Raw genomic sequence first — 26132 nt, 5'->3', positions numbered from 1 at the left:
GAGAAGATACTACTACTTCAGAAGAATCATCTTCCGAGTGTTTGAATAAGTGTTCGCGTCGAGACGGTACAGGTACACGCCCGATGCCACCAGATCGCCGTCCGAACTGCGACCGTCCCACACAACATCCACCACTCCGCCCGCGCTATTGCCGCCCTGCTCCCAGACCATGGCGCCGGCGATGTTGTAAACCTTCAGGCTCCAGCCGGTGGACACGGGAAGCGCGAAGCTGATCGTGGTCGACGGGTTAAACGGGTTGGGGTAATTCTGCCTCAGCTCGTACTCGTCCGGCAGCAACGATGCCGCGGCGGCCAGGTACGGCCGGCTCTGGTAGTCGACTATTTCCGCGTGCGCCAGGGTGAGCACACCTTCGCCCAAAACAGGAATCTCGATAAGTTCCTGTAATCCGGCGTCGACTTCCGCAGTGCCGATGTCATAGAGGAGCAGTCGCAGCTGGCCATCAAGGATGCCCGAGCGCAGATCGAAATCCGCGGCTGCCGGCAGCAGGTAAGGCTCGCCCACTTCCGTTCCCGGCGCGATGTCATACACGAGATACGCCGCGCCGATTCCGTGCGCCGTTTCGACTCCGATACGCATCGCGCCGCCGTCAAGCGTCGTAATCACTTCCGCCCGCTCCGCGTACGGTGTCACCTTCGGAATAGGGTTGGCGTCACCGATAATGACACGAATGAGCAGCGACAAGTCAGCCACTGTCAGCGTCAAACCATCGGCGTTAACGTCGGTGGCCGCGATCTGGCCTGCCACATTTATGGTGAACGCCGCAAGCCCGCGGATGAAGTAGTTCGTGAAAACGACCGCGTCGGCGATTTCATAGGCTATCATATTCAGGTTGATATCACCGCGGTCGTCAATGTCCTCAGGACTGATAATCTTAATGCCGCCGTTGTGGAACTCCACACACCGCACCGCCTGAGACTTGGCGCCCTCGACAATACAGGTATCCGGCGCCCCCAAACCACTCTGGCGGGCCGATTCCGGATAATTGGCGTCGTCAAACTCATCCCAGATGACCTGCCCTTCGGGGTTGTAGACGCGGCTGTCGATATACAGAATCGTGCCGGTGGTATCCGAGAGGGCATTATCGCTGCAGTCGTTCCAGACGAATGATATCGGCACGAACTGGTTGCCGAGGTTCTGGTCATTGACAATCAGATATTCGATATCGAACAGCTTGCCGTTCGGCCGGTAGGCCGAGTCCGGCGGATGCGCCGCGCCGTTGTTGCGATCTGCTATTCCGACAAATCGAACGACCCCTGTGGGGCAGCCACTACATGATCCTACGTCGGACGCCCAGGTGAAGTACTCCCACGCCTCCGCGTCACCGCCCGCCATCGAACCCAACTGGAAGATGAGCGCCGACTTGTCGTAGCCGATGAGAATATCGAATCCCCCGATGGGATCGTTAGTTTCTACGTTGACGGCCACTTTCTTCCGCAAACCAACCGGCGAATCAGCACCGCCGTCGATAGACAACCGCACACACACGTCGCAGTCAGGCTTGACAGTCACGTTCACCAAGAACGTCTTCTGCACCACATGGCAGCCATCGGTGGCCTCGAAACAGAACTGCACCTGTCCGAACGACGCGGGAACGAAACAGACCGCTCCGCTGTCGCCTGATTGCGAGACAAATGAACCGGGGCCACAGACTTTGGTGATGGTCACGTCGGACTCGGCATCCGTCGCAAATATGCCGCCTATGCATATGTCATCGATATCATCGGGGCAGCGTTCGAAAGTCATTTGGGTGGGTACGGTGAGCAATGGCGCCTGGTCGGCCGTCACATTTACTTCGATCTCACAGGTGTCGGCGCCACAGCGGCCAAAGGCAATCACCTCGAAGTTGTGTTGCCCGGCCTGAGTGATCGGCAGATTGACATAGCCGGCGGCATAATAACCCGTCGGATTGACATTTACCTGGAGCCCGGTCCCGCTGGCCGTGATCGGCACTCTTAGTGTATCGGGAGTGACGAGACAGAGCAGCGTATCGATTCTGCCCGGACACTGCACGACCGGCTTGACGCCCATATCGACTTCCAAATTGAAGCGACAGGTATCGGCGCCACACTGTGCGGCCGCGATGATCTCCACCGGGATTGTCCCGCCCTGGCTGACCGGGATGCAGACTTCGCCGGTCTGGGGTTTGTAGATTCCGGACGGTCGAATAGTCACCGTGGCGTTGGCGGGTGTGATCGGCGCGAGAATGCAAATGGTGTCGACACCGCACACCGAAGCGTACTGCGTGCCATCGGGACACTGTATCGAGGCGCTCGCACCCAGCGTGTAGTCCACCAAAACAGTGTCGGCGTCAGATAAGCCGCAGGCATCGACCACCCGGATGATGATCTGGTGCGTGCCATAGCTCGGCGGCGTGAAACAAAGCTGGGCATCGCCGACAAGGCGACCCGCCGACGTGGTACGCTCGGTGATATTACTATTCGGATCGGAGATGCTGATCGGGAAGCAGACTTCGTGCAGATTACATTCGACGTAGTTGCGATCTGTTCCCGCCAAAACTACCGGCGCACCGTTAAATGTGGTCGTCACCGTGAACGAGCACTCGACCGTTCCGCACTGGTTCGATACCGTCAGGCGAATTGTCTGTGTCCCCGGCTGAAGGACCGGCACACAGACCTGCCCGCCGCTCAGGTACGCCGGAGCGCTGACTGTGACTGTGGCGTTCGCTGGGGTGAAGCTGAACGGGTAGCAGAGGGTATCTGCTCCGCAGAGGAACTGAGAGTCATTGGCGGGGCATGTCACGCTTAGTGTCGGCAGGATCGTCACCGGCACGGTGACAAAACAGGTATCCGCGTTGCACTGGGCGGTAGCGATCAGCCTGATTCGGTAACTGCCCGACGTATCCGCGACAAAACAGAGCTCGTTATTGCTCCAGGAGCCGTAGCTGGTAGTTACGGTGTAATCTGTGCCCACTACGGGCACGGCCACGCACACAGTCTGGGGTTCGCACAGAGTCAGCGGTTCCGGGGATTGGCACTGGATATCCACGCGGTCGCCATCGGAAACCTCAACACACACCTCCTGAGTCGCGCTCAGGCCGCACTTGTCGGTAATTGTGATCTGGGCGCAGAAAGTACCAACACCCTGCGGCAGGATACAAACCTTGCCGGTCTGGGCGTCGTAGTAGCCGCCGGTGACTGTCACGTCGGCTATGTTATTGTCCGGATCACTTACGCCTACCGGCAGGCAAATCTCCTCCGGTTGGCACTGCTTGTAGACAGTATCTTTGGGCGTGTAGACTATAACCGGCGGCTGATTGAGGTTCACGTCGACTACCATCCGGTCGGTTCCCACTGCCCCGCACGAGTCGGTGACGGCGACATCGATTGTGTATCTGCCCGGCGCTGGCGGAGTGAAACACACAGTGCGTGAGTAGGCATCATAACTTGCGCCGGTAACCTGGACATTGCGGATGTTGCCGTCGATATCGCTGATTCCTACCGGAAGGCAGATGCGTTCGAGCTGGCACTGTATAACAGTGGTGTCACGTGGTAGCAGAACGATAGGACGGCTGTTAGTCTGAACACTGACCGTAAAGCTGCACGAGTACGTGCCGCAAGGGGTCGTTACCGAAACCGTCAGCTTGTTTTCGAGGCAACAGTCGGAATAGAAGCAGACCGACTGGGTGGCCGGATCCCACCAGGCGGCGATACCCTGAACCGTTACCGTGGCGCCATCGGGAACACCCCCTATCGGGAAGCAGAGCGTGTCCGGCTCGCAGAGGAAGACGGTCTGATCCTCGGGACAAACGAGGTTAATGCCCTGATCAGTGCGGACCGTAACTATAGCCTCATCCGTAACGGTTGCGCCACACTCGTCGGTGGCGGTCACGACGACTCTATACTCACCCATGCTGTACGGGGCGAAACACACCGTGCCGTTCTCATACTTGCCTCGCGACGTGGTTACCGAGGCCAGGTTGCCATCGGGATCACTAACCAGGGCGTCCAGGCAGATAACACGCGGATAGCAAAGATAGATCGTCGTATCTCTGAGCGGCGTGATCTGCGGAGGATCATTGGCATCTACTTCTACAATAACTATGTCAGACGCTTTTTGACCGCACTGATCGGTAACTTCGACCGTTAATTCGTACAGCCCGGGCTGCTCAGGTAGGAAGCAGACCTGACCCGCTTCGGGATCGTAGTGACCGAGCGATGTCGTCACTGTCACCGGATCATCAGTGACAATCGAGACATCGACACAGACTTCGCCCAAGGTGCAGGCGAACACGCGCCTGTCGTCTCCCAGGCTGACCTGCGGCGGCTGGTTGAAGTCGATGGTGGCGGCGGTGCTACGAGTCGTTGCATTCCCGCAGGAATCAGCTACTGTCATTTCAATGACATACGTACCCGCCGTATCCGCCAGGAAGCAGATCTGCCCTCGGTTGATGTCATACGAGCCGTGGTTGACCACTATACTCGTGATATCAAACTCGGCGTCCTCCATCGTTACGTCAAAGCAGACTTCGCCCACGCCGCAAAGAGTATAGTCCAGAGTCTGCGGCATGGTCAGCAGCGGCGGGTTGCCGCCGGTCACATGAAGAACAGACTGGCAGGTGACGGTATCGCGATCTGTGTAGGCCTTGATATCGATCACATAGTCGCCCGGCGCGGTGACATCCAGGCAGACGGCGTCGCCGGTGAACAATGCGGGCGGCGTAACCTCAACCAGTACGTCGGTTCCATAAACCGTCACCGGCAGACATACCTGGCGCGCCTGGGAAAGACACAGCAGCGTATCGGACTCAGCAACACACTCGACAAACGGCGGTATGTACTGGCCGACCTCGAGCGTAATCTTGCAGCTATCGGTGTTACAATCCGCCACTGACTTGACCAGGAACTGGTACAAGCCCTCGGACTCTATCTGAACCACGACCTCGCCGGTAGCGTGATCGTACGTGCCTGACGGGCTAACGGTAACGTCGAAACCGGGCGGCTGCACACCAACGGGTATCCGCACGTCGCCCGGCAAGTCAATGTCAACGGAGATAGGACCATCGGGACAGGTGAGGGCAACAGTTGTTCCCTCGACCACTGTAATCGTGATCGCACCGACTCCGACTCCGCCGCAATCATCGGTCGCGGTCACTACAATCTCGTACTCGCCGTAGGCATTGGGCGTAAAGCAGACCTGGCTGCCATTGATGACGCCCAGCGAGGTACGAATCACGACCAGGTCATTATCCGGATCGACAACCGTTATCGGTACACAGAGTTCAGCGAACGTGCACTGGATGACCTGATAATCGGCGGGAAGCGTGACCACCGGCGGGGCGTTCACCTCGGCAATGACAACAAAGTCGCAACTGTCGCGACTGCAGTCGTTCCAGGCTACCACGGTGACCGGATACTGGCCTGCGCGGCTGAAGCTGACGTCGACGGCGCCGTTTGCGTACGGATACGTGTTCGGGCGGATTTCGTACTGAACGTCGTCTCCTGTTATCGCCACCGGAATGCTGACAGTAGTAGGTATCTCTTCGCACAGGACCACGGTGCTGTCGACCACGCTGCACATGACGTTTACCGGTTCGAGGTAGACTACCGGGAATATGCAACTGTCAACATTGCACGGGCCGTAGGCAATCGTCAGCAGGTCATAGGTGCCAGGCTCATTAATGTCGAAACACAGCTGCCCGTTCGCCCAGGCACCGTAATTGGTCACTACCGAGTCGACTTGACCACCGATCGGGAGATCGAGACAGTGCAGCTCGAAACCGCAGTAAGTCGGGGGAGTGACAAAGCTGGGGCACTCGATAGCCACAGACGGCAGTTGGTTGATGGTCACCGAAAACGGCACTTCGTACATTGCGTCGCAGGTGTCAACTGCCGTAAGAGTCAACTCATGAATGCCGAAGGAAGCTGGAGTAAAGCATACCTGACCGACGCCGTTTGCCCAGGTCACGGGGCCCGCGTCGCTGCGGATGCTCACCACGTTGTTTTCGCTGTCAAAGTAGCTGAACGGTACACAGATTTCCTGCAAAGTGCAGCTTTCAACGGTCGTTCCCTCGACTGCCAGCACCGGCGGAGTGTTGAAGCGGGCGTTCACTATGAAACTACACACATATGGCTCGCACGGCGGGTTGAAATGGGTCAGCGTGATGACCTGCTGTCCCGGCTCACTAATCGGGACGCTTAGCCGCGCAGTTCGCCCGATGATCTCAACAGTGGCAGGTGCGTTGGCCGTGACAGACTCGTCCGGTCCAGCTGCCGACAAGAGTGGCACGTCAAATACGATGATACTCGGCCCGCACAACAGCGTATCCACATCCGTGGGGCAGACAAGCAGTGGCGGTTCGACCGGAATCAGGTTCAGTGGAACGATACATGAATCGACATTACATTCACCGACCGCGATGATTTCCAGATTGCCAACGATTGGCTCGCTCACATCTACACACCAGGTGCCGTTTGACCAGGTACCGATATTCGTAGTAACCGTCTGGTATTCGCCGGTAATTGGAATATCCACGCAGTACTGTCCGGGGCCACACTGCGTGTTGGCTATGGTCACAGGGCAGTCAATAGCAATCGTTGACGGCTCGGCTATCGCCACACATCCATGAGCGGTGTCCGACTCACCACAAGGGTCGATTACATAAATATCGATACAGTTATCACCGTAGGAAGACGGTACAAAGCAGACGTTTGCGGTGTTGCCCGATGGCGGTTCCTGCAAGTAGCCACCCGAAACCGTGATGGTAACCTGCTGACCGTCAGGGTCGGCAAATTCTATCGGGATGCACACCTCGGAGAGCTCACACTGGCGAAATACCGAATCCGCCAGTGTTGACCTAACCCACGGAGCTTCGTTGAGCGTCACCGTCACCGTCATCCTGTCAGTCGCCACCGCGCCGCACGAATCGGTCACGGTGACGTCAATCTGGTGCACGCCCTCCTCGAGAGCTTCAAAGCAGACCGTGCGGTCGTAAGCATTATAGGTTCCGCCCGTTACGGCGACACTCGCCACATTACCGTCTATATCGCTTATCGCCACGGGAAGACAGACAGTCTCCGGCTCGCACAGGAGTAACGTCGTGTCTTTAGGCAGGAATACCACCGGGCGGCTGTTGGTCTGCACGTCGACCGTGAACGACTTCGAATATGTCCCGCACTCAGTCGTAACCGAAACAGTCAACTTGTTCTCGAGACAGCAGTCAGAATAGAAGCAAATAGAATTGGTAACGGCATCCCAATAAGTTGCAATACCACTCACCGACACCTGAGCCCCTTCAGGTATCCCTCCAATCGGGAAACAGAGCGTGTCCGGTTCGCAGAGGAAAATCGTGGTGTCACCGGGTGTGACTAAACTTATCCCCTGATCGGTCTTCACGGTCACTTCGGCCGTATCGACTTCGACGTGCCCGCAGCTGTCAGTAGCGGTCACGATCAGCTTGTAGATGCCCATGCTGTACGGTACGAAACAGACTTGGTTGTTTGCATATTGACCGCGATTGACAGCCACGCCGGCGATATCGTTGTCCGAATCGCTTATATTCAGGTCAAGACAGATCTGGCGCGGATAGCAGAGATAGACGGTGGTGTCGCGGAAGTTCGAGATGGCGGGCGCGCTGCCGATGGAGACCTCGATCACAACTGTGTCAGCCACAACCCGGTCACAGTCATCTATGGCCTGCAGAAACACTTCATACGTTCCCGACGCCTTCGGAGTGAAGCATACCTCGCTGGTCTGCTCGTTGTAGTGCGCGCCGGTGGAAGTGGCGAAGTATTGAATGTTCTCGCCGGTTACTGTGGCATCAATACAAACTTCCTGCAGATCGCAGAGCGCAATCTCGGCGTCGTCGCCAAGCACGACCATCGGCGGAGCATGGAGATCGACAGTCACAACCGCAGTATCAGCATCCCATGAACCGCACAGGTCTTCGGCAGTCAGGATTATCGTGTACGCTCCAGACGTATCCGCGAGGAAGCATATCGTCCCTGATGACCGGCTGAACTGGCCATAGTTTGTGGTCACGCGGTAGAGGTCGAAATCCAGATCGTCGGCCGCCGCCGGTATACAGACAGTCTCGGGGACGCAGAGATCGATAGACTGATCGCGGGCCAAGGTGACATACGGCACGTTGTTGCCCATGATAGTCACCCTGGTGATGCAGGTATCGACATGGCCGCAGGTGTCGGAGGCGGCATAAGTGATCGTGTAGATACCGAGCGTATCCACCTCGAAGCAGAGCGAATCTCCCTCGAGGGTCCCAAACGAAATCGTGCTGTTCTTCCAGGTGCTGGAGAAGCCATCCAGGCAGATATCCACCGGCAACTGTTCCGGCGGCACGCACAGGTGAATCGTGGTATCGCTGTGACAGGTCAGTTCGCCCGGCAGCGTTATGACCACATCGACTATAACTGTATCATAACAGCAGTACGGTTCTCCGGCTTTTTCGGTGGCCGCCAGCACGCAGCTATCGGCGGCGCGAAAGATGAAGATGTACCGGCTCGAATCAGCCTCGCGCGGCGTGAAACAGGTCCGGCCGGTGGAATCCGACGTCTGGACAAATGTCCCAAGTCCTTCGGGCATCGTGATTGTGATTGGATCGCCCTCGGGGTCGCGGGCCACGATATCAAAACAGATCTGTCGCGTATCGCAGAGGTAGACTGTAGTGTCGAATCCGATGCAATACGGCGGCAGGTTTAGGGCGAGATTGTCAGTAACGGTCGCCGTGTCGGCGCCACAGTCGGTTTCAAGCGCTACCAGAAACTCGAAAACGCCGGAGGTGTCCGGCTCGTAGGTGATCCGGCCGCCCGAGGGGTCGATACTTCCCGGTCCAGACAGCAGCTGGAAAGTCGGCTCGCGTCCGTTTGCGGTGTAAACGAGATTGAGCTGGCGGGGCGCCTGCAGATCACAGAGTATGCCGGAGAACTGTTGATCTTCCAGGCTCGGTGGGGTGCCGAGCTCGACCGTATAGGTTACCGAATCCGTTACGACATGATTCTGGCGATCGACAAACTGCCAGACAAACCGGTAGTCCCCTGATCCCTCGGGACGGAAACAAATCGTGGTCGTAAACTCGTGACCGAAGCGCGTAGGCGTGTATTCGATCGGCCCGCTCACGAGCGACATCCAGATCGAATCAGTGGCGTCCGGATCTACAGCCGTGATATCGTAGCAAATAGAATCCGCCTGGCACCAGGTCACGGTGGCGTCATCGGGCAGGGTCACAACCGGCGCCCACGATGGATCGCCGGTAATCTGGGCCGACGAGTGCGCTGCCGTTAGGGCCAGGCAAAAAAAGGTTGTCAGGTAGAGGAGCAACCCTCGCTTCGTCATCTTTCCTCCAAGGTGCGATTGCGAACCGGCAAACCGATCCCCCACGAATCGGGACGGTACGGCAATCCCAAAAAGCCAGCGGACCTCATGCAGAAGACTCTGTCTTAATTCCAGCGGCCAAGAGCTTCTTGTGGGACCTATGGGCAGTAAGGCTTGGGTAGTAAATCCGTCAATTCCTACAAGCGTCCCAATATAGCTCTTTCGGCCCGAAAGTCAAGGCATAGGGCCAGTTTACGCCCTTTGCTGCAAGAATCACGCCAAGTCGGAATTACGCCCCGCCCCGACTGCTCCAACGGCTTACAAATCGGTTCCTCTATTAGATGTGAACTGGATTGTCCATTAGTAGTCGCTGCATTGCCTACAAGACCTCACTTGTCCCCTTTGCAAACATGCAGTGATCGGACCTAAGACTCGTTCGATGGGCTCGCCAGATAGAATGCAGCGTAGTATCGCTGATGAGTCGTTGTAAACAACGTACTCCCTTTTCGGACAACAAGATAGGCAGGTTTTAGCCGGACCGGAAACCGGCCCCCGGAGTTATTCGAGAATTCGCGACTTTTTTCGGGGATTCGAGTTCCGTAAGCGCAATCTCTGCGACCGGAGACTGAATTCTATTCGCTCCGGTACGGCACGACGAACGCGGTCCGATGAGGGAACGCCGCCTCGGTGAACATCTGAATCATGAACTGATTATAGAGCCGAGGATTGTTCGTGGGCGTCTGGTACGATAGGCTGTCGACATAGTTGGCCGGATCATAGCGCACCATCGCCCTCGCGAAGGTACCACCCTCCTCGTAATCCGAGATGACGGGATTGGTAGGCAGGCCGGTCGATGTTTTAGTAGTGGTGATGAGAAGCCGGCTGCCTTGATCGACCGTATCCATGGCCGTTAATCGGATGTATGGCACTTTGGGGATGTATCTGATGGACGACAGCGGCTCATCAGCGTAAAGTCCAAGATCCCCCCTGAAATCCGCCCCATCAGAACCTTTAACAACCACACTCAGCGGCGTCGGCGTACTGCCGATCCCGCTGAAACCCCAGAGTATCCAACCCACATAAGGCCGGGTATCGTCACCCAACTTCAGGAAGAAGGCATACCGAGTCAGGTCGAGCTGTACGGTGTCGACAACCGTATCGGTGGAATAGGCCTTTGTCACCTCGATAGTAAAGCGGTCGTTGACTTCCACGAGGCTTTCCCGCAAACGGCCAAGGTATCCATGATCAACGTAGATCGTATCCGGATAATTCGGCACGCTGTCGCCGCCCGGCTGGGCGATTTTCAGCGGCACGAGAGATATGTCCAGGCTCCTCTTACGGCTGAGCACCACGTCAGTGATTACCGCGCTGTCAAAGGGCAGAGTGTAAGGAGTCGAGTTGATCAGGCCGGTGGTGCGAAACAGTTCCCGCGCGATGCTTACCTCGCTCAGGTAACGGGCGATTTCGTCCTCGTCGATAATAAACGGCACTTCCTTCTCGCTGCACCCCAGTTGAGTCGTAACTGCGGCCAGAATAACGGCACCGGCGATTATGAGCATTATAATGCTGGTCCTATTCATCTTCATTCCTACACTTAATGACTGCGGCCGGCCCGTTTTGTTTTACCCTTTTTCAGACGGTTCTGCAGCTCGTCGATTTCGTCGCGAATCAAAATCGCCGTTTCAAAATCGAGATTCTCGGCGGCATTTTTCATGGTGCGCACCAGAAACGCCAGCTGGTCCTCGGCCGACATAAGCTCGAAATTCCGGGGTTTCTCGAACGTGGGGGCCTCGACCGTGCGGATATCGGCAAACTGGGTGGACTGCAGGATTTCATCGCGGGTCTTGAACAGAGTCTGCGGATCGATACCGTGCTCTTCGTTGTAGGCCTGCTGTTTTATGCGGCGACGGTTGGTCTCATCCATCGCCTTGCGCATCGAATCGGTCACCTTGTCGGCGTAGAAGATCACCTCGCCGTTCTGATTGCGGGCCGCACGTCCGGCGGTCTGAATCAGCGACCGCTCCGAGCGAAGAAACCCTTCTTTATCGGCGTCCAGGATCGCTACCAGCGACACTTCCGGCAGGTCCAGCCCCTCACGCAGGAGGTTCACGCCAACCAGCACGTCGAAATTGTGCAGGCGCAGGTCACGGATGAGCTCGGTTCGTTCGATTGAATGCACTTCGCTGTGGAGATACCGCACCCGCACGCCAAGACGGCCCAGGTACTCGGTTAGATCTTCGCTCATCCGCTTGGTCAATGTGGTCACGAGGACACGCTCACCCCGAAGGGCGCGGATGCGGACCTGCTCGAGCAAATCGTCCACCTGCGTACCCAGCGGCTTCACCGTCACCAGCGGATCGAGCAACCCGGTCGGCCGGATCACCTGCTCGACCACGACACCTTCGCATTTGGCCAGTTCGTAATCGGCCGGGGTGGCGGAGACATAGATCACCTGTTTTTGCAGCGCCTCGAACTCCTCGAAATAGAGCGGGCGATTGTCCAGCGCCGACGGCAGCCGGAACCCATGCGCCACCAGCACTTCCTTGCGGCTCCGGTCTCCGGCGAACATGGCCCGCACCTGGGGGATGGTCTGGTGGGATTCGTCGATTATGGTGATGAAATCCCCTTCGAAAAAATCAATAAGGCACTTGGGGCGCTCGCCCGCCTGGCGGCCGGTCAGGTAGCGCGAGTAGTTTTCGATACCCGAACAGTACCCGATTTCCTTCAGCATTTCGAGATCGTACTTGGTGCGCATCTCCAGCCGCTGAGCCTCGAGCAGCTTATCCTCGCGACGGAACACCTCGAGCCGCTCTTTCAGCTCGGACTCGATCTGGCGGATAGCATAGTCCAGTGTTTCACGAGATGTCACAAAATGCTTGGCCGGGTAAACCGCCACTCTGGGTCGCTCGCTCAGAATCTCGCCGGTGAGCGGATCGATCTCGGTTATTCGCTCCAGTTCGTCGCCGAAGAACTCCAGCCTCAGGGCGTTTTCGTGGTAAGCGGGAATCAGTTCGATGGTGTCACCCCGAACGCGGAAATTTCCCCTGCTGAAATCGACATCGTTCCGATTATAGTGCACGGCTATGAGCTGCCTGATGACCGCGTCCCGGTCGGTTTCCACTCCAACCTGGAGGGAAAACATTTGGCGCTTGTATTCCTCGGGCGAGCCGATGCCGTAGATGCAGGACACCGAGGCAACGATAATCACATCCCGCCTCTGGAGCAGCGATGCGGTCGCTCGAAGGCGGAGGCGATCTATGTCCTCGTTGAGATGAGTGTCCTTCTCGATATAGGTATCGGTGGTCGGAAGGTAGGCTTCGGGCTGATAATAATCATAGTAACTGATAAAGAATTCGACCGCATTATGAGGGAAGAACGCTTTCAGTTCCCCGTAAAGCTGCGCCGCCAGCGTCTTGTTGTGCGAGATTACCAGAGCCGGCTTACCGTACTGGGCGATGACATTGGCAATCGTAAAGGTCTTGCCGGAACCGGTCACGCCGAGCAGGGTCTGGTGGGGCCGCCCGGACCGGAGGCCGTCCAGAAGCTCCGCAATCGCGCCCGGCTGGTCGCCGCTCGGCGGGTAGGGCGCCTTGAGACGGAATTTATCCGGCATCTCCAATATCGATCTTCGAATTGACTCTGCCACGATTATGCTTAGCTCCAAACCTGACTTTCTAATATACGGCCAAAGAGACGCCGGTGGAATCACTATTGCCCTAGCGGCCATTCGGCGGGCCTCAGCACCGCCTGCCTTCGGCAGGCGGACAATGACCTGCCGCCAACTTCCCTGCAACACATAATACATGGTGAAGGTCCATGCTACCCCGGACATAAGTACTAACGATAGATTCTCCCGTGGGCAGCAACGCGGGCCATCTCCGCGCTTTCACCATCTGGGCGGCGGGCAGAGTTCAGTCTAAATGGAACCTGGGCCGACCTCGGACGTGTAAGAGAAGACACGGCAAGACGTTGCGATGACAATGCCAAGATTGAGCTTGACTTGGTCGCCGATTGGGTTAGTTTGACGGGCTAATTTCGAAAACGTACGTATTGAGTACTTTGAAAGGATGCCTATGCAGGCTGTTTTTCAATTATCCGGTTTTCAGTTCAGCGCGCAGGAAGGCGACACTCTGCGGGTCCCGCGCCAGAAAGTCGAGGTCGGTCAGGCCTTTGAGATCGACCATGTGCTACTGGTGAAAGACAAAGAGACTGCTCTGATCGGCACGCCGACAGTTGCCGGGGCGCATATCGAGGCTGAACTGCTGGCCAACGGCAGAGGCGACAAGGTGATCGTTTATAAGTTCAAGCGCCGGACCAAGTATCGCCGCACCCGCGGGCACCGGCAGGACTATTCGGAGATCAAGATCAAGAAAATCGTGGCGCCTCACTGAGGCGGCAGGCTGGTTCATGACACCCCGAGCAGGGACGGCTCTTGTCATCGTGTGTATGGTTGCCCTGCTGGCCACAACGGCCGGCGCGCAGGGCAATTACACGGTGGTCGAGATTGAAGTGGTCGGCAATAAGATCGCCACCAATTCGCTGATTTTCGGGGTTTCATCGATCGCCAAAGGCTCGCCGCTCACTCCGACCATTATCCAAAACACCATCCACCGCCTATACGGCCTGGGGATTTTCAAAGATGTGCGGATCGACGCGCTTGAAGTTCCGGGAGGTCTGAAAGTCCTGATAGTCGTCAAGGAGCTGCCCAAGCTGGTCGGGCTGGAGTTCAACGGCAATAAGAAGATCAAGTCCGACGATCTCAAGAAAGACCTGGGGCTCGGAGTCGGCGGGTATATTTCACCCTACCTGATTCACGAAAAACGGCAGACGATTCTCGACAATTATGCCGAAAAGGGGTATTTCCAGGCCGAGGTCGAAGGGGTTCTTACCTATAACGCCGATTCGACCGAGGCATCGCTCAAATACGAAATCAAGGAGAAGTCCAAGGTCAAAGTCGCCAGTGTAATTATGACCGGCAACGTCCGGGTGAAAACCGACGACCTGATCGGCAAAATGCGCAACCGCAAGCGCGGCTTCCTCCGAAGTTCCGATTTTGCGCAGGAGAAATACGAGGAAGACAAAGAGAAGGTTATAGAGGAGTATCACAAGAAGGGGTATATCGACGCATATCTGATATTGGACTCAATCCATATCGATACCGCGGTCAACCTGATGACGATCTACCTGAACGTCTACGAGGGACCCCGGTATTATTTCGGCGAATCGACTTTCGAGGGCAACGAAGTTCTCAAAGCCCCAATTCTGAGCAGAGTGCTGAAACACAAGGCCGGCCAGGTTTTCAACACGGAGAAGTACGACGAGTCAATCGGCGAGTTGTACTCGGCATATCAGGAAATCGGCCACCTGCATGTGCGAATGGCCGACGAACGCGCCACGCGGGCCGATTCTATCATCGATATCAAGTACATAATCTCCGAGGGTCTCCCGGCGCATATCAATCTGATTCATATTACCGGCAACACGCGCACCAAGGAGAAAGTGATCCGCCGCGAAATACCGGTGAGACCGGGGCAAGTATTCAATCGCTCCTTGCTGATCCGCTCGGTGCGCGAGGTGATGGCGCTCAATTTCTTTACCAATGTCGAGCCGATGCCGATCAGTCTGCCCAACGGCGATGTCGATCTTGAGTTCAAAGTAGTCGAGAAACAAACCGGCCAGATTTCGGCGGGAGCTGGCTACAACAGCCAGGACAAGGTAGTCGGCTCGGTCGGCATGGGCATACCTAATTTCAGGGGCAACGGCCAGAACCTGACTTTCTCCGTCGATTTCGGCAGCCGCCGCAACTCATTCTCCATCTCGTTCACGGAACCATGGCTGTTCGGCCGCCCGACTCTCCTGGGAGTTGACTTATTCGCCATGAGCCGCAGGTGGTTTGATGACTACACCGAGGCGCGCCGCGGCGGGTCGGTCCGCGTGGGGCGCAGACTCCGCTGGCCCGACAACTACTTCCGGCTGTATACGTCCTATCGCCTCGAACGCAACCGCTTCTACGACTACGACGACACCTTCGAAGCCCAGAACTCCAGCAGCACGACGTATCGCTACCGCTGGACCGAGATTACCGACAGTTCCACGGTGGAGCACCGGAGCAAAGACGAGACCATAGTCGGCGAGCCGCTCCCCGGCTCCCTGGTGGCATATAACGAGAAATGGAATACGGCGTCGCGGCTGGCTTTCACGCTGGTCCGCGATTCGCGGAACCTTCCGGAATTCGCCACCAAAGGCTCGATCATGTCGTACACCTGGGAGAAGACCGGAATCCTGGGCGGATTCTGGAAGTACCAAGTACACCGGTTTGAGCTGGCCAAATTTATCCCGCTGTTCTGGAAATTCGCACTCGCGGCCAAAGTCGAGTACGGGGTCGTGGTGGGGGGCTCCGACGACCCCCGTGATCTGCGCATTCTCGTATCTGACCGCTTCAATCCCGGCGGCACGGCTTATGACGGCACCATTCGCGGCTACGATGACGGAATCCTGACACCTGATTCGCTGGTGTACGGAACGGATACATCGCTCTATTATTTTGCCGACCCCGAGACGATCGACCCCAACGTGGACGAACCGGACTCAGTCACGGTCAGCCCGAGTTTCAAGACGAGAGTACGCGGCAAACACATGCTTGTCGGAAATGCCGAAATCCAGCTCCCGATTGTCGAGAACCAGATCTACGGCTTACTTTTTCTTGATGCCGGCAATTCCTGGCTGCATCTTGATGACATGAAGCCGCTGACCGGGCTTTACAAGGGCGCGGGTCTCGGTTTCAGAATTGTCGTGCCGGGAATCGGCACCATTGGTTTTGACTTTGCCAAGCCGTTCGACGATCCTCCCGACGGTAGCGGTCGAGGCTGGAAACCGCATTTCCAGATTGGCAGTACAATTCGATGATTGAACGAACTAATAAGGAGTGATTTGAATGCGAGTTCTCTTTAACCTGGCGCTCTTGCTGATGTCTATCGCGCCACTGCTCATGACCGTAGGCGGCACCGCCCAGGCGCAGGGTCTTAAGATCGGCTTTATCAATGATGAGAAGATCAAGACAGCCTATCCCGAATGGGCGCGCGCTCAGGAACAGATGGATGTCGAGATGAAGGCCTGGGACGACGAGGCCACCGCCAAGCAGTCCGAACTGCAGGAACTCCAGCAGGAGTACGAGAAGCAGAAGCTGATTCTCTCTGACGAGAAAAAGAAAGAGCGTGAGGCGGCGATTCGAGCCAAGCGCGATGCGCTCGACGCGTACACCCGGCAGATTTACGGACCCGGCGGTTCCGCTGAGAATAAGCAGATGGAGTTGATTAAGCCGCTCCTCGACAAAGTGAACACGGCTATCCAACTGGTCGCCGAAGAGGGCGGCTACGACGTGGTATTCACGCTGCAGTCCGCGTTGGGTTATATCAAGCCGATCTACGATATCACCGACAAGGTGCTGGAGAAGCTTGAGAAGATCGAAGAATAGCCCCAGCTTCACTCTATCGGATTTGGCGGCCAGGATCGGCGGCACGGTCGAGGGTGACGGCCGGGTGGTTATTCGCTCGGCGGCTCCTATCGAGAGCGCGGGCCCGGATCAGATCAGCTTTGTCGCCAACGAAAAATACAACAAGTTCATTGAATCCACCCAGGCCGGTGCGCTGATCCTCGCACCGGCTGCTGCGTGTAGCAGGGTGCCGGTGATAAGGCACCCAAAGCCGTACTATGCGTTCGCGTTAGCAGTTGATCTCCTCTACCCGGATGAGCCGCAGAGCGAGTCCGGCATAGACCGCTCCGCAATTGTCCACTCTGAGGCGAGGGTGGATTCTACGGCGCGACTTGGACCGCTCTGCCATATCGGTCGGGGAACGGTAGTGGGGCGAAACTGCCGACTGCTCTCATCGGTGTTTGTAGGCGATGAAGTCTCGATCGGCGACGATTGCCTTTTCTACCCCGGCGTGACAATCATGGACAGTTGCCGGATCGGCAGCCGAGTCATACTCCATCCGGGGGTAGTTATCGGCTCCGATGGATTCGGCTTCGCGGAATCAGACCAGGGGCTGAAGAAGATCAAACAGGTCGGATGGGTAGAGATCGATGATGATGTCGAGATCGGCGCGAACACCACGGTGGACCGCGGCGCGATCGGGCCGACTCGCATCGGCGCCGGCACCAAGATCGATAATCTCGTTCAGATCGCCCACAATGTCGAGATCGGAAAGCACTGTATTATAGTAGCGCAGACGGGCATCTCCGGATCCACGAAGCTGGGCAACGGGGTCATCCTGGCCGGCCAGGTAGGGATCGTGGGGCATATCGAGATCGGCGATGGCGTCCGGGTGGGGGCCAAATCCGGGATACCGAATTCTATTCCCCCGGGCAAGACCGTGTTCGGTTACCCGGCCCGGGAGATCATGGAGACCAAAAGAATCGAGGCAGCCCTGATCAGGCTGCCTGATCTGCTTAAGCGGGTGCGGAAGATCGAGAAGAAGCTGGGCGACGACTCAGCAGACTAATTGCTGTTCGATCTCAGCTATTCGATCCCAGTTCTGCTCCATTTCGGAAACATGCCGGAGGGCGCTTTCGCGGTCACCTTCCTCGATCGCCTGGCGAATGCGACAGAGCACACCCCACTGCTGACGGTTGACCACTTTCCAATGGGCGATCCGGTCGGAGAGATTGGTCGCTGCGGTGTTGAACGCAGTTCCAACTTCCTTGAGCGGGTCGCTACCGCTGAGCCGGACGCGCGCGGTGAGATCACCGTCGGAGATCTCCCTCAGCTTGTGCACTATCTGCTCCGCCGGAGCGGCTACACGGGCAGTGGGCAGTATGGTCGTCACGCCGATCGCGGCTATCACGCCGATGACGGCCGAGATCATGTATGGCATCAGGGTCATTATAGCCAATTCAAAGCCGACTCTATCGGTCGCCGACCAAAGTGTGGCGACGTTTTCATTGTAGTAGCTGATTATGGCAGCCGACGCCAGCACGGCAGTCAGTCCGATAAACGCCGCCTTGCGATACAGGCGCGACTTGTCCAATACGTTCTGGGCCGAGACCAGCGAAGTAGACATAACAGAATTTCCTCTAAAAGTCGCGGGCCGAAGTCCACAACGAGTCAGCCGATGGCCCGGTCATCACCCCCAGATTCGGGCCTTTTACCCTACGGTCTTAGTCCGATTTCCGACATTTGGTGAGCAAAAGCGGAACATGAAAAAGGCTCTGTTGCCACAGCCTTTAGCACGGATTTGTGCAGCGATAAATCAGAACGGAAGATCGTCATCGTCGCCGGCAGCAGCCTCCGGCGGCGGACCCGAGGGAGCGTCGGCCGGCGGCGGAGCGGCGTTGGCATCGCTCCTCGATCCGAGAAACTGAATGTTCTGGACGACTATCTCCGAGATGTATCCCTTCCCGGAGCCATCCTTTTTGTCATAACTCCGATTGTCAATCCGGCCCTCGATGTACACCTGTCTTCCCTTATGCAGGTACTCTTTGGCCAGCTCGGCCTGCTTTCCCCAGGCGACAATGTTGTGCCAGACCGTTCGCTCGTTTTTCTGTCCGTCCTGACCCGTCCAGCGGTCGGTGGTTGCCAGGGAGAAATTCGCCACTGCCTGACCTCCGGGCGTGTACTTCAACTCAGGGTCACGACCAAGATTTCCGATTAAGATCGCTTTGTTCACACTCATAACCCCATACCTCCATCAGATAAGGTTGGTTCATTATAATCCAGCATGCCGGGCCGGTCAAGGCCGGGATATTTCACTTGAAACCCTCAGACGGTTTTGATATTCTGCCCACTATGGGAGCTCGCCCGATGAGTAATACATTCGACCCACAAAAAGCAATCACATTAATCCAGTCTTTTCTGGCCGACAAGTTGGCTGCCAGCGGGTTGGACGGGTACGTGGTCGGGGTGTCAGGCGGGCTGGATTCGGCGCTGAGCGCCAGCCTGGCGGTCGGAGCGGTAGGCCCGGGGAGGGTGCTGGGCGTGATCATGCCGTATCGCCTGTCGTCCCCTTCTTCAAAAAACGACGCGCTCAAGTTGGTGGGACAATTGGGCATAGAACATCGGGAAGTCGACATCACGCCAATGATCGACGCTTACTTTGCGGAGATCGACGCCTCTGTGAAGATTCGCGCCGGAAACAAAATGGCCCGAGAACGAATGGCGGTTCTCTTTGATATCGCCCACGCCACCAACCGGCTGGTGCTGGGCACCGGCAACCGGACCGAGATTTGTCTCGGCTACACCACGCTTTATGGCGACTCCGCCTGTTCGCTCAACCCCGTCGGGGAACTGTACAAGACCGAAGCCCGAATACTGGCTCGCCGATTGAACATCCCCGACTCGATCATTGCCAAGATTCCCACCGCCGACCTGTGGGAGGGACAAACCGATGAGGGCGAGATCGGCGTACCGTATGTGCAGATCGACGCGATCCTGCGACGCATAGTCGACGACGGCGAAACTTCACTGGCGGTTCTGACAAAGGAGGGTTTTAAGCGGGATCAGATCGAGCGAATTGTCTCCCTGCTGAACCGTAATGCCTTCAAACGCGCCCTGCCGCCGGTGGCATCGCTGGGACGCAGGCCGGTCCCCGACCGGATAAAACTGAGCTGAAACGACACTGATCGATGGCAGACTCCCCCGGCACGGTCTACCTGGTACCGACACCGATCGGCAACATGGGTGATATCACGACCCGGGCGATAGAGGTGCTCAATCTCGTTGACATGATCGCCTGCGAGGACACCCGCAACAGCGGCAACCTGCTCAAGAAGTTGGGGATCTCCAAGAGGCTTATCAGCTATCATGAGTTCAACGAGCGGGAGCGGGCGCATCGTCTGGCCGAGGCCGTTAGAACGGGGCAGAGCATAGCGGTGATTTCCGACGGCGGCTCGCCCGGCATATCCGACCCGGCCTACCGGGTGGTGCGAGCGGCGATCGATAACGGCCTGCCGGTCGTGGCTCTGCCCGGCCCATGCGCGATCATTCCGGCTTTGACAGCGTCAGGCCTGCCGACCGACCGGTTCTTCTTTGAGGGTTTTCTGTCGAACAAAAGCGCCGCCCGCAGAAAGCGCCTGGGGCAATTGGCCGATTTGCCGCACACGCTGGTTTTCTACGAGTCCCCTCATCGAGTGCAAAAGACTCTGGCGGATATGCAGGAAGTTCTCGGCGACCGCCCGGCCTCCCTGGCGCGGGAGATCTCGAAGAAATTCGAAGAGTATATTCGCGGCCCGCTGAGTAAGATCACCGCGCGCGTCTCCGGAAAGTCGATCAAGGGCGAAATTGTCCTTGTCGTGGCGGGGACAGAAAGACACAAGAGCGGGGACGAGAATGCCTAACCGCATCCGTGCCGGTTTTGCTCGGTTCCGGCCGGTCGACTGGATCGTGCTGAACTATTGTCTGCTAATGGCGCTGGTCATAGTCGTGCTCGGACGGCCGCTGGCGCGATACGCCGACGAACTCGCTTTCTATCTCAGCACCGCGGCCCTGACGGTACTTATTGTCCGTTTTGTCGACGAGACCCAGGGGAACCGGCGCAGGTTCGTCCGGCTGCTTTATCCGGCGATGCTGTTCACGCTGTTCTATCGCGTGACCGGCGGGCAGATGGAGCTCGTATTTGATCGCCTCTTCGACGCCCACATTGTCGCCCTTGAAAGTTCGCTTTTCGGCCTCGAGCCGACCCTCTACATCGATCAGAAGCTGCTCAACGTGTGGGTCACCGAGGTTCTCTCTTTCTGCTATTTCACCTACTACCTGATCGTTCCGGGTTTTCTGGTTCCAGCGTTCGTACGAGGAGACAGCAAGATCATCCGTGAGTATCTGGCGGCGGCGAGTCTGACGTTTTTTGTTTCATATCTGATCTTCTGGCTGTATCCGGTGGAGGGGCCGCGATGGCACCTCGCCGGGCAATACGTGAACCCGGTCGACGGCCCCTTGTTCCGGCAGCTGGTGACATATGTAATTGACAATGCGGCGGTTCGCGGCGGCGCGATGCCGTCATCGCACACCGGGGTCGCCCTGGTGACGCTGATGTTCTGTTACCGATACTATCGTAAGGCCGCCTGGTGGCTGCTGCCGATCGTAATCGGCCTTGCGCTCGGCACTGTCTGGGGACGGTTCCACTATGTCAGCGATGTAGTAGTCGGAGCAGTCATCGGCGCGGCAGCAGTTTGGCTGGTGCGGGCCGGGCTGAATCGGGCAGCGTTAGGCGACGCCCTGACCGAGCATGTACAACTTGTGAGGACAGAGAATGTACCCTGAGCTGTTTCATATCGGCCCGGTGCCGGTTCGAGCCTTTGGTCTGATGCTGGCGCTTTCGTTCCTCGCAGGCGTGTACTACATCCAGCGAGTGGCTCTGAGGGATCGCAAGCCGTTCGATACCTACCTGATGTTCGCGTACATCATGATTTTCGGCGGAATTCTCGGTGCGCGGCTTTCGTATGCGGCCCTCCACTGGTCCGATTTCGCCAACAACCTGTTGGACATCTTCAATCCGTTTCAGTCCGGCCAGTTCGGAATTGCCGGGCTGAATCTCTACGGCGGCATTCTGTTCGGCATGGCCGGGTCAATCATCTATGCCCGCTTGAAGTACGTGCCGGTACTCGACGTATTCGACTATTTCGCGCCGACCATCGGACTCGGAATCGGTATCAGCCGTATCGGTTGCTTTCTCAACGGCTGCTGTTTCGGCACACCCACCCATCTTCCCTGGGGAGTGGAGTTTCCGCCCGACTCGATTCCCTACATGATTTTCGGCTCACAGCATCTGCATCCGTCGCAAATCTACTCGTCGCTCTACGGACTGGGCCTGTTCGTGGCATTGCACCACCTGGTAAAACACCGACGCTTTACAGGACAGGTGACCGCGATCTTCCTGATGGTCGAAGCGGTGTTCCGCTATGCCATCGAATACGTTCGATACTATGAAAGCGAGATGCATTTCTCATTGTGGGGGATGCATCCGACATGGAACCAGGTTGTTTCCTGGTCACTGTTCTTGGGCGGACTGGCCGTCTATGTAGTGAGTGTGCGAAAGCACAACTCGGCGGGGAATTCGTAGGGCACTCCTACACGAGTCGAACTCTTTCCGTGCGTGGTGGCCGTCTTCCTACACTCCGCATTGGCCCATTTGTGAAGTCCCCGGCTCACCTGAAGCTTGGTGCCCAAGCCCGCGCGACCTACCGCCCAATTTCAAGCATCCGCTCGAGAGCGAGCAGCGCGTCGCTCCGGTCAGGATCGGTGACTACCACCGGTTTTATATCATCGTGGTGATCGAGGCAGTAGGCCAGGTCGTTCAGCGTTGTCCGGTACATATTGGCGCAGACCGGGCAGATGTCGCCGGAAAGCTGCATGATGGTCTTATCTGGATAGAGCTCCGACATCCGGTGGATCAGGTTAACCTCGGTGCCTATAGCAATCACCGACCCCGAAGGAGCCGCCTCGCAATACTTGACCAGGTACTTGGTCGAACCGACACCGTCGGCAAGATCGACAACTTCCGGGACACACTCGGGATGCACGATAATCTGCACATTGGGATACGTTGAGCGCATGTTAGCCACATGGGCAGGCGTGAAGTTGGTATGTACATGGCAGTGCCCCTTCCAGAGGATCAGTTTGGCCCGGTCGATTTGCTCCTCGGTCAGGCCGCCGGACTCACGCGAGAAATCCCAGATGATCATCTCCTCCGACTTGAGCCCCATCCTGCGGCCGGTGTTCATGCCGAGATTCTCATCGGGGAAGAAAAACGCTTTCTCACGCCGCTCGAAGGCGTACTGCAGTGCGGCCGCCGCGTTGGACGACGTACATATTGTGCCGCCGTTACGGCCGGTAAAAGCCTTGAGGCCGGCAGTGGTGTTCATGTACGACACCGGCATGATTCGTTCCGCGCCGCCGAACGGCTTAAGATACTCCCATGCTTCGAGCACATCGGCCATCTCAGCCATATCGGCCATCGGACAGCCCGCCAGCGGGTTGGCGAGGTAGACGTTTTGGTGCGAACCGGTCAGGATGTCGGCCGATTCGGCCATAAAATGCACGCCGCAGAATACGATGATCCCCGCCTTTTTCTGGGCTGCGGCCGTCTTGGAGAGGTCGTAGCTGTCGCCCACGAAGTCGCCGAACTGTACGACCTCCATCCGCTGGTAATGGTGCACGAGCACACACAGCCTGCGGCCTAACCTCGCGCGCGAGGCCCGGATGCGGTCCTTTAGTTCGTCAGTCGCAGCTTCGCGATACTCTTTGGGCAACGAAAAATACACTTGCAGTCGCCTTTATCTTCAAAGCGCCGGTGCCGTTCCCTGACATCCGATTCGACTGTAAAACCGCAAACAGGCCCCAAACGTGCCCGACCCACTAGCCGGTTGTCAGGGCTTCGATCGCTGCTTGCAGCTTGCCGTTATCGGGAATGTTGGCCGGCGGCACCTGCTCGAAATACCGGATGATACCCTGCTTGTCGATCAGGAATACAGCCCGCTCGGCGTACCCCTTCTCGGCCAGGACGCCGTATTTCTGTGCGACCGCCCCGTGCGGATAGTAATCGGACATGAGCGGAAACGGCAGTCCGCCCAGCGATCTGGCCCAGGCAAGATGGGAGGCAATGGAATCGACCGAGATGCCAAGCAATTGGCATTCATGATCTTCGAGAAAATCCATGAGGGGGCGGAAGCCGGGGATCTGAGTCGAACAGACCGATGTCCAGTCGCCTGGGTAGAACGCCAGGATTACGTTCTTTCGGCCCTGATACCAGGCGAGATTGAGATCGCCCTCGTTGTGTGTCCGGAGTGTGAAATCGGGCGCGGGGTCGCCGACTCTGGGAACCTCTCTGCTCTCTGCACTCATTATCCGACCTGCTTTCGTGTCCTAGCCCCGGCCGCGCATATGATCTACGGCTCTGCGCAGCCTTTCGACAACAATGGGCTGCCCCAGGGCTGCCAGCATCTCATACAGCCCGGGCCCGCGCGACATTCCTGATACCGCCAGTCGGGCCGGATGGATGATCTTCGCTTTCCCTACACCTTGCTCCTCGGCCAGCTGATTCAGCGCCTGCTCGGTCGACTCGTGGGTGAAAACGGGCAATGATTCGAATCGCTCAGCGAGAGCCTCCAGCAGATTAGCGCTCTCCGAATTGAAATTTTTCGCCTCCGCCTCCGGTTCGTATTCGCCGGTGAAACTGAAGAAGTACCCCCCCAGCGTGACAAAATCCGGGAGGAATTGAACCCTCGGTTTGAGCAGGCTGATTACTTGCCGCAGATACTCCCAGCGCGTCTCCAACCAGTACCTGGTGGTGAGTCCGGATTCTATAAGCAGCGGCGCAACAATCACCGCCAGCTCATGATCGCTCTTTCTCTGGATATGCGCCCGGTTGAAGGCAAATAGCTTCTCCTCGTCAAAGACCGCATTGGAGGCGTTCAGGTTCTCCAATTCGAATAAACCTGCTAATTCGGTTATCGAGTAGATTTCGTTGTCGGTTTTTGGTGACCAGCCGAGCAGCGAGAGGTAATTGACCATCGCCTCCGGCAGAATGCCGAGCGTGCGATACTCGCCCACGTCCTTGTCTCCGAGCCTCTTCGAGACCTTGCGTTTGTCGGGGCGGAGTATCAGCGGCACGTGGCAGAATTTCGGCTCAGGCAGTTTCAGGGCGCGATAGAGAACCACCTGCTTGAAAGTGTTGGTGATATGATCATTTCCTCGGATGACATGGCTGATGCCCATCTCGTGGTCATCAACTACGACGGCGAAGTTGTAAGTTACGCTGCCGTCGGAACGGGCGATAACGAAATCCTCGATATCGTCGCTGCTGCGGCTCAGGTGCCCGGCGATCAGATCGTCGTATTCGACCGAGCCGTCAGGAATGCGAACACGCACGGCCGGTCTCTCCCCCGCGCGGAGACGGCGCTCGACTTCGGCCTTGGTCAGGCCAAGGCACTTTCGGTTGTACTTGGGGTCCCGCTTTTCAGCCATCGCCTTGTCCCGCTCGGTCTGAAGATCTTGCGGCGAGCAGAAACAGTAGTAAACCTCGCCGGTGTCCAGGCTGCGTTTGAGATACTCGGCATACAAGTCGGAGCGCTGGGATTGATACACAATCGCCTCATCCCAGTTGAGCCGCAGCCATCGGAGGCCGTCGAGAATCGGCTCCAGGTATTCCGGTTTGGAGCGTTCCTTGTCGGTATCCTCGATACGGACCAGAAACTTCCCGCCGGTGTGGCGCGCGAAGAGATAATTGAACAGAGCCGACCGCGCAGTGCCTACGTGAAGATAGCCGGTCGGCGACGGGGCAATGCGCACCCTGACCGGTTGGTCGCTCATTGGTTCCCCGGCGGGTTTCCAGGTGGAGGTTTGGTCGGCGGCGGCGGTGGATTCCACGCCGGTTGCGATGGCGGAGGCGGTGTGTACGTGCTGCCGGCCGGCGGCGGAGGCGGCGGCGCGAACACCGGCCTGTTATCCACGCCCGGCGCGCCCGGCAGAGCCCGCGCAAGCTCGACTAAACCGACTTCCCTGAACTCGAACTCGAGTCCGCCCATCCAGCGGCCAACCAGATTGTAAAACCCCACGGCGACCAGCCCAAACAGGGTGCCCATCACAGCCCCGCCGACGGCAAACACGAAGGGCAGAATGATCATCATTATCGGGCCGAGCGTGCGGATATCAAACGGGAGCTCAGAGAACTCGTCGAGCGGGGCGGTCGACGCCGCCATGAATACCATCATCAGCATGGCCGCATAAAACAGGCCGATGACAAAGCCGAAGCCCAGGTGCACGAAGAACGAGACCCGGACAAACGACCATATACCTATCGACTTCAGCTCGTACCTCATCGGACCTCGCTCCTCAC

Annotated in this window: 17 protein-coding genes; 8 read left to right on the top strand and 9 right to left on the bottom strand. The window is 57.5% G+C overall.

Translation table 11 applies throughout. The features are described 5' to 3' along the window. Window positions 1–12: 12 nt before the first annotated feature. From AB1772_03335 to uvrB, 3 genes are all read right to left on the bottom strand, one after another. A complete protein-coding gene (locus tag AB1772_03335; protein MEW5795373.1) occupies window positions 13–9327 on the bottom strand; it encodes a T9SS type A sorting domain-containing protein in 9315 nt (3104 codons plus the stop codon). 611 nt (window positions 9328–9938) lie between these two features. After that, window positions 9939–10886 (bottom strand): hypothetical protein, encoded by a 948-nt coding sequence (locus AB1772_03330; GenBank protein ID MEW5795372.1) that lies wholly within the window; start codon window positions 10884–10886, stop codon window positions 9939–9941. A gap of 14 nt (window positions 10887–10900) precedes the next feature. Next, entirely contained in the window at window positions 10901–12919 is a 2019-nt protein-coding gene (uvrB, locus tag AB1772_03325; GenBank protein ID MEW5795371.1) for an excinuclease ABC subunit UvrB, read from the bottom strand. Window positions 12920–13379: 460 nt separating this feature from the next. Here uvrB and rplU point away from each other — a divergent pair, with 460 nt between their 5' ends. The 4 genes from rplU to lpxD are packed head-to-tail and all read left to right on the top strand — an operon-like array spanning window position 13380 to window position 17807. Further along, the gene (gene rplU, locus AB1772_03320; protein MEW5795370.1) at window positions 13380–13697 is read left to right on the top strand and encodes a 50S ribosomal protein L21; all 318 of its coding nucleotides are present in this window, start codon (window positions 13380–13382) and stop codon (window positions 13695–13697) included. A gap of 16 nt (window positions 13698–13713) precedes the next feature. Then, window positions 13714–16212, top strand: a complete 2499-nt coding sequence (gene bamA / locus AB1772_03315) for an outer membrane protein assembly factor BamA (protein MEW5795369.1) — start codon at window positions 13714–13716, stop codon at window positions 16210–16212. Between the two features lie 28 nt (window positions 16213–16240). Then, window positions 16241–16780, top strand: a complete 540-nt coding sequence (locus AB1772_03310) for an OmpH family outer membrane protein (protein ID MEW5795368.1) — start codon at window positions 16241–16243, stop codon at window positions 16778–16780. After that, window positions 16761–17807 (top strand): UDP-3-O-(3-hydroxymyristoyl)glucosamine N-acyltransferase, encoded by a 1047-nt coding sequence (gene lpxD / locus AB1772_03305; GenBank protein ID MEW5795367.1) that lies wholly within the window; start codon window positions 16761–16763, stop codon window positions 17805–17807. The genes AB1772_03310 and lpxD overlap by 20 nt, the downstream gene beginning before the upstream one ends. Here lpxD and AB1772_03300 read toward each other — a convergent pair. Both AB1772_03300 and ssb read right to left on the bottom strand, forming a co-directional pair. Further along, window positions 17796–18365, bottom strand: coding sequence for a HAMP domain-containing protein (locus AB1772_03300; GenBank protein MEW5795366.1), 570 nt, complete (start codon window positions 18363–18365; stop codon window positions 17796–17798). The two genes, lpxD and AB1772_03300, sit on opposite strands and share 12 nt — an antisense overlap. 189 nt (window positions 18366–18554) lie before the next feature. Continuing rightward, window positions 18555–18977, bottom strand: a complete 423-nt coding sequence (gene ssb, locus AB1772_03295; GenBank protein MEW5795365.1) for a single-stranded DNA-binding protein — start codon at window positions 18975–18977, stop codon at window positions 18555–18557. Between the two features lie 128 nt (window positions 18978–19105). Between ssb and AB1772_03290 the strand changes: the two genes are divergently transcribed. The 4 genes from AB1772_03290 to lgt are packed head-to-tail and all read left to right on the top strand — an operon-like array spanning window position 19106 to window position 22358. Then, entirely contained in the window at window positions 19106–19912 is an 807-nt protein-coding gene (locus AB1772_03290) for an NAD+ synthase (protein MEW5795364.1), read from the top strand. Window positions 19913–19926: 14 nt separating this feature from the next. Then, window positions 19927–20637, top strand: coding sequence for a 16S rRNA (cytidine(1402)-2'-O)-methyltransferase (gene rsmI, locus AB1772_03285; protein ID MEW5795363.1), 711 nt, complete (start codon window positions 19927–19929; stop codon window positions 20635–20637). Then, entirely contained in the window at window positions 20630–21559 is a 930-nt protein-coding gene (locus AB1772_03280) for a phosphatase PAP2 family protein (protein MEW5795362.1), read from the top strand. Before rsmI ends, AB1772_03280 begins: the two co-directional genes overlap by 8 nt. Further along, window positions 21549–22358, top strand: coding sequence for a prolipoprotein diacylglyceryl transferase (gene lgt, locus AB1772_03275; GenBank protein MEW5795361.1), 810 nt, complete (start codon window positions 21549–21551; stop codon window positions 22356–22358). Before AB1772_03280 ends, lgt begins: the two co-directional genes overlap by 11 nt. A 118-nt stretch (window positions 22359–22476) precedes the next feature. Here lgt and nadA read toward each other — a convergent pair whose 3' ends face one another. From nadA to AB1772_03255, 4 genes are all read right to left on the bottom strand, one after another. Next, complete coding sequence (gene nadA / locus AB1772_03270; protein ID MEW5795360.1) at window positions 22477–23559, bottom strand: quinolinate synthase NadA; 1083 nt, start codon at window positions 23557–23559, stop codon at window positions 22477–22479. A gap of 94 nt (window positions 23560–23653) precedes the next feature. Further along, a complete protein-coding gene (locus AB1772_03265; protein ID MEW5795359.1) occupies window positions 23654–24139 on the bottom strand; it encodes a redoxin domain-containing protein in 486 nt (161 codons plus the stop codon). A gap of 21 nt (window positions 24140–24160) precedes the next feature. Beyond that, a complete protein-coding gene (gene gltX / locus AB1772_03260; protein ID MEW5795358.1) occupies window positions 24161–25606 on the bottom strand; it encodes a glutamate--tRNA ligase in 1446 nt (481 codons plus the stop codon). Further along, window positions 25603–26115: a hypothetical protein gene (locus AB1772_03255; GenBank protein ID MEW5795357.1), complete on the bottom strand. Its 513-nt coding sequence runs from the start codon at window positions 26113–26115 to the stop codon at window positions 25603–25605. The genes gltX and AB1772_03255 overlap by 4 nt, the downstream gene beginning before the upstream one ends. Window positions 26116–26132 lie beyond the last annotated feature (17 nt).

It is taken from the genome of Candidatus Zixiibacteriota bacterium, assembly GCA_040752815.1.
In the GTDB taxonomy this organism is placed as follows: Bacteria; Zixibacteria; MSB-5A5; order GN15; family FEB-12; genus JAGGTI01.
The sequence above is the reverse complement of the archived record's forward strand: the minus strand, read 5'-3'. Positions and strand labels throughout refer to the sequence as shown.

What these genes read in the sequence shown, in the direction of transcription:
- gltX (MEW5795358.1), bottom strand. Translation starts at nt 25,606, where the DNA reads ATGAGCGACCAACCGGTCAGGGTGCGCATTGCCCCGTCGCCGACCGGC.
- lgt (MEW5795361.1), top strand. Translation starts at nt 21,549, where the DNA reads ATGTACCCTGAGCTGTTTCATATCGGCCCGGTGCCGGTTCGAGCCTTT.
- rplU (MEW5795370.1), top strand. Translation starts at nt 13,380, where the DNA reads ATGCAGGCTGTTTTTCAATTATCCGGTTTTCAGTTCAGCGCGCAGGAA.
- uvrB (MEW5795371.1), bottom strand. Translation starts at nt 12,919, where the DNA reads ATGCCGGATAAATTCCGTCTCAAGGCGCCCTACCCGCCGAGCGGCGAC.
- AB1772_03330 (MEW5795372.1), bottom strand. Translation starts at nt 10,886, where the DNA reads ATGAATAGGACCAGCATTATAATGCTCATAATCGCCGGTGCCGTTATT.
- AB1772_03280 (MEW5795362.1), top strand. Translation starts at nt 20,630, where the DNA reads ATGCCTAACCGCATCCGTGCCGGTTTTGCTCGGTTCCGGCCGGTCGAC.
- rsmI (MEW5795363.1), top strand. Translation starts at nt 19,927, where the DNA reads ATGGCAGACTCCCCCGGCACGGTCTACCTGGTACCGACACCGATCGGC.
- AB1772_03265 (MEW5795359.1), bottom strand. Translation starts at nt 24,139, where the DNA reads ATGAGTGCAGAGAGCAGAGAGGTTCCCAGAGTCGGCGACCCCGCGCCC.
- AB1772_03255 (MEW5795357.1), bottom strand. Translation starts at nt 26,115, where the DNA reads ATGAGGTACGAGCTGAAGTCGATAGGTATATGGTCGTTTGTCCGGGTC.
- ssb (MEW5795365.1), bottom strand. Translation starts at nt 18,977, where the DNA reads ATGAGTGTGAACAAAGCGATCTTAATCGGAAATCTTGGTCGTGACCCT.
- AB1772_03290 (MEW5795364.1), top strand. Translation starts at nt 19,106, where the DNA reads ATGAGTAATACATTCGACCCACAAAAAGCAATCACATTAATCCAGTCT.
- AB1772_03335 (MEW5795373.1), bottom strand. Translation starts at nt 9,327, where the DNA reads ATGACGAAGCGAGGGTTGCTCCTCTACCTGACAACCTTTTTTTGCCTG.
- AB1772_03300 (MEW5795366.1), bottom strand. Translation starts at nt 18,365, where the DNA reads ATGTCTACTTCGCTGGTCTCGGCCCAGAACGTATTGGACAAGTCGCGC.
- AB1772_03310 (MEW5795368.1), top strand. Translation starts at nt 16,241, where the DNA reads ATGCGAGTTCTCTTTAACCTGGCGCTCTTGCTGATGTCTATCGCGCCA.
- bamA (MEW5795369.1), top strand. Translation starts at nt 13,714, where the DNA reads ATGACACCCCGAGCAGGGACGGCTCTTGTCATCGTGTGTATGGTTGCC.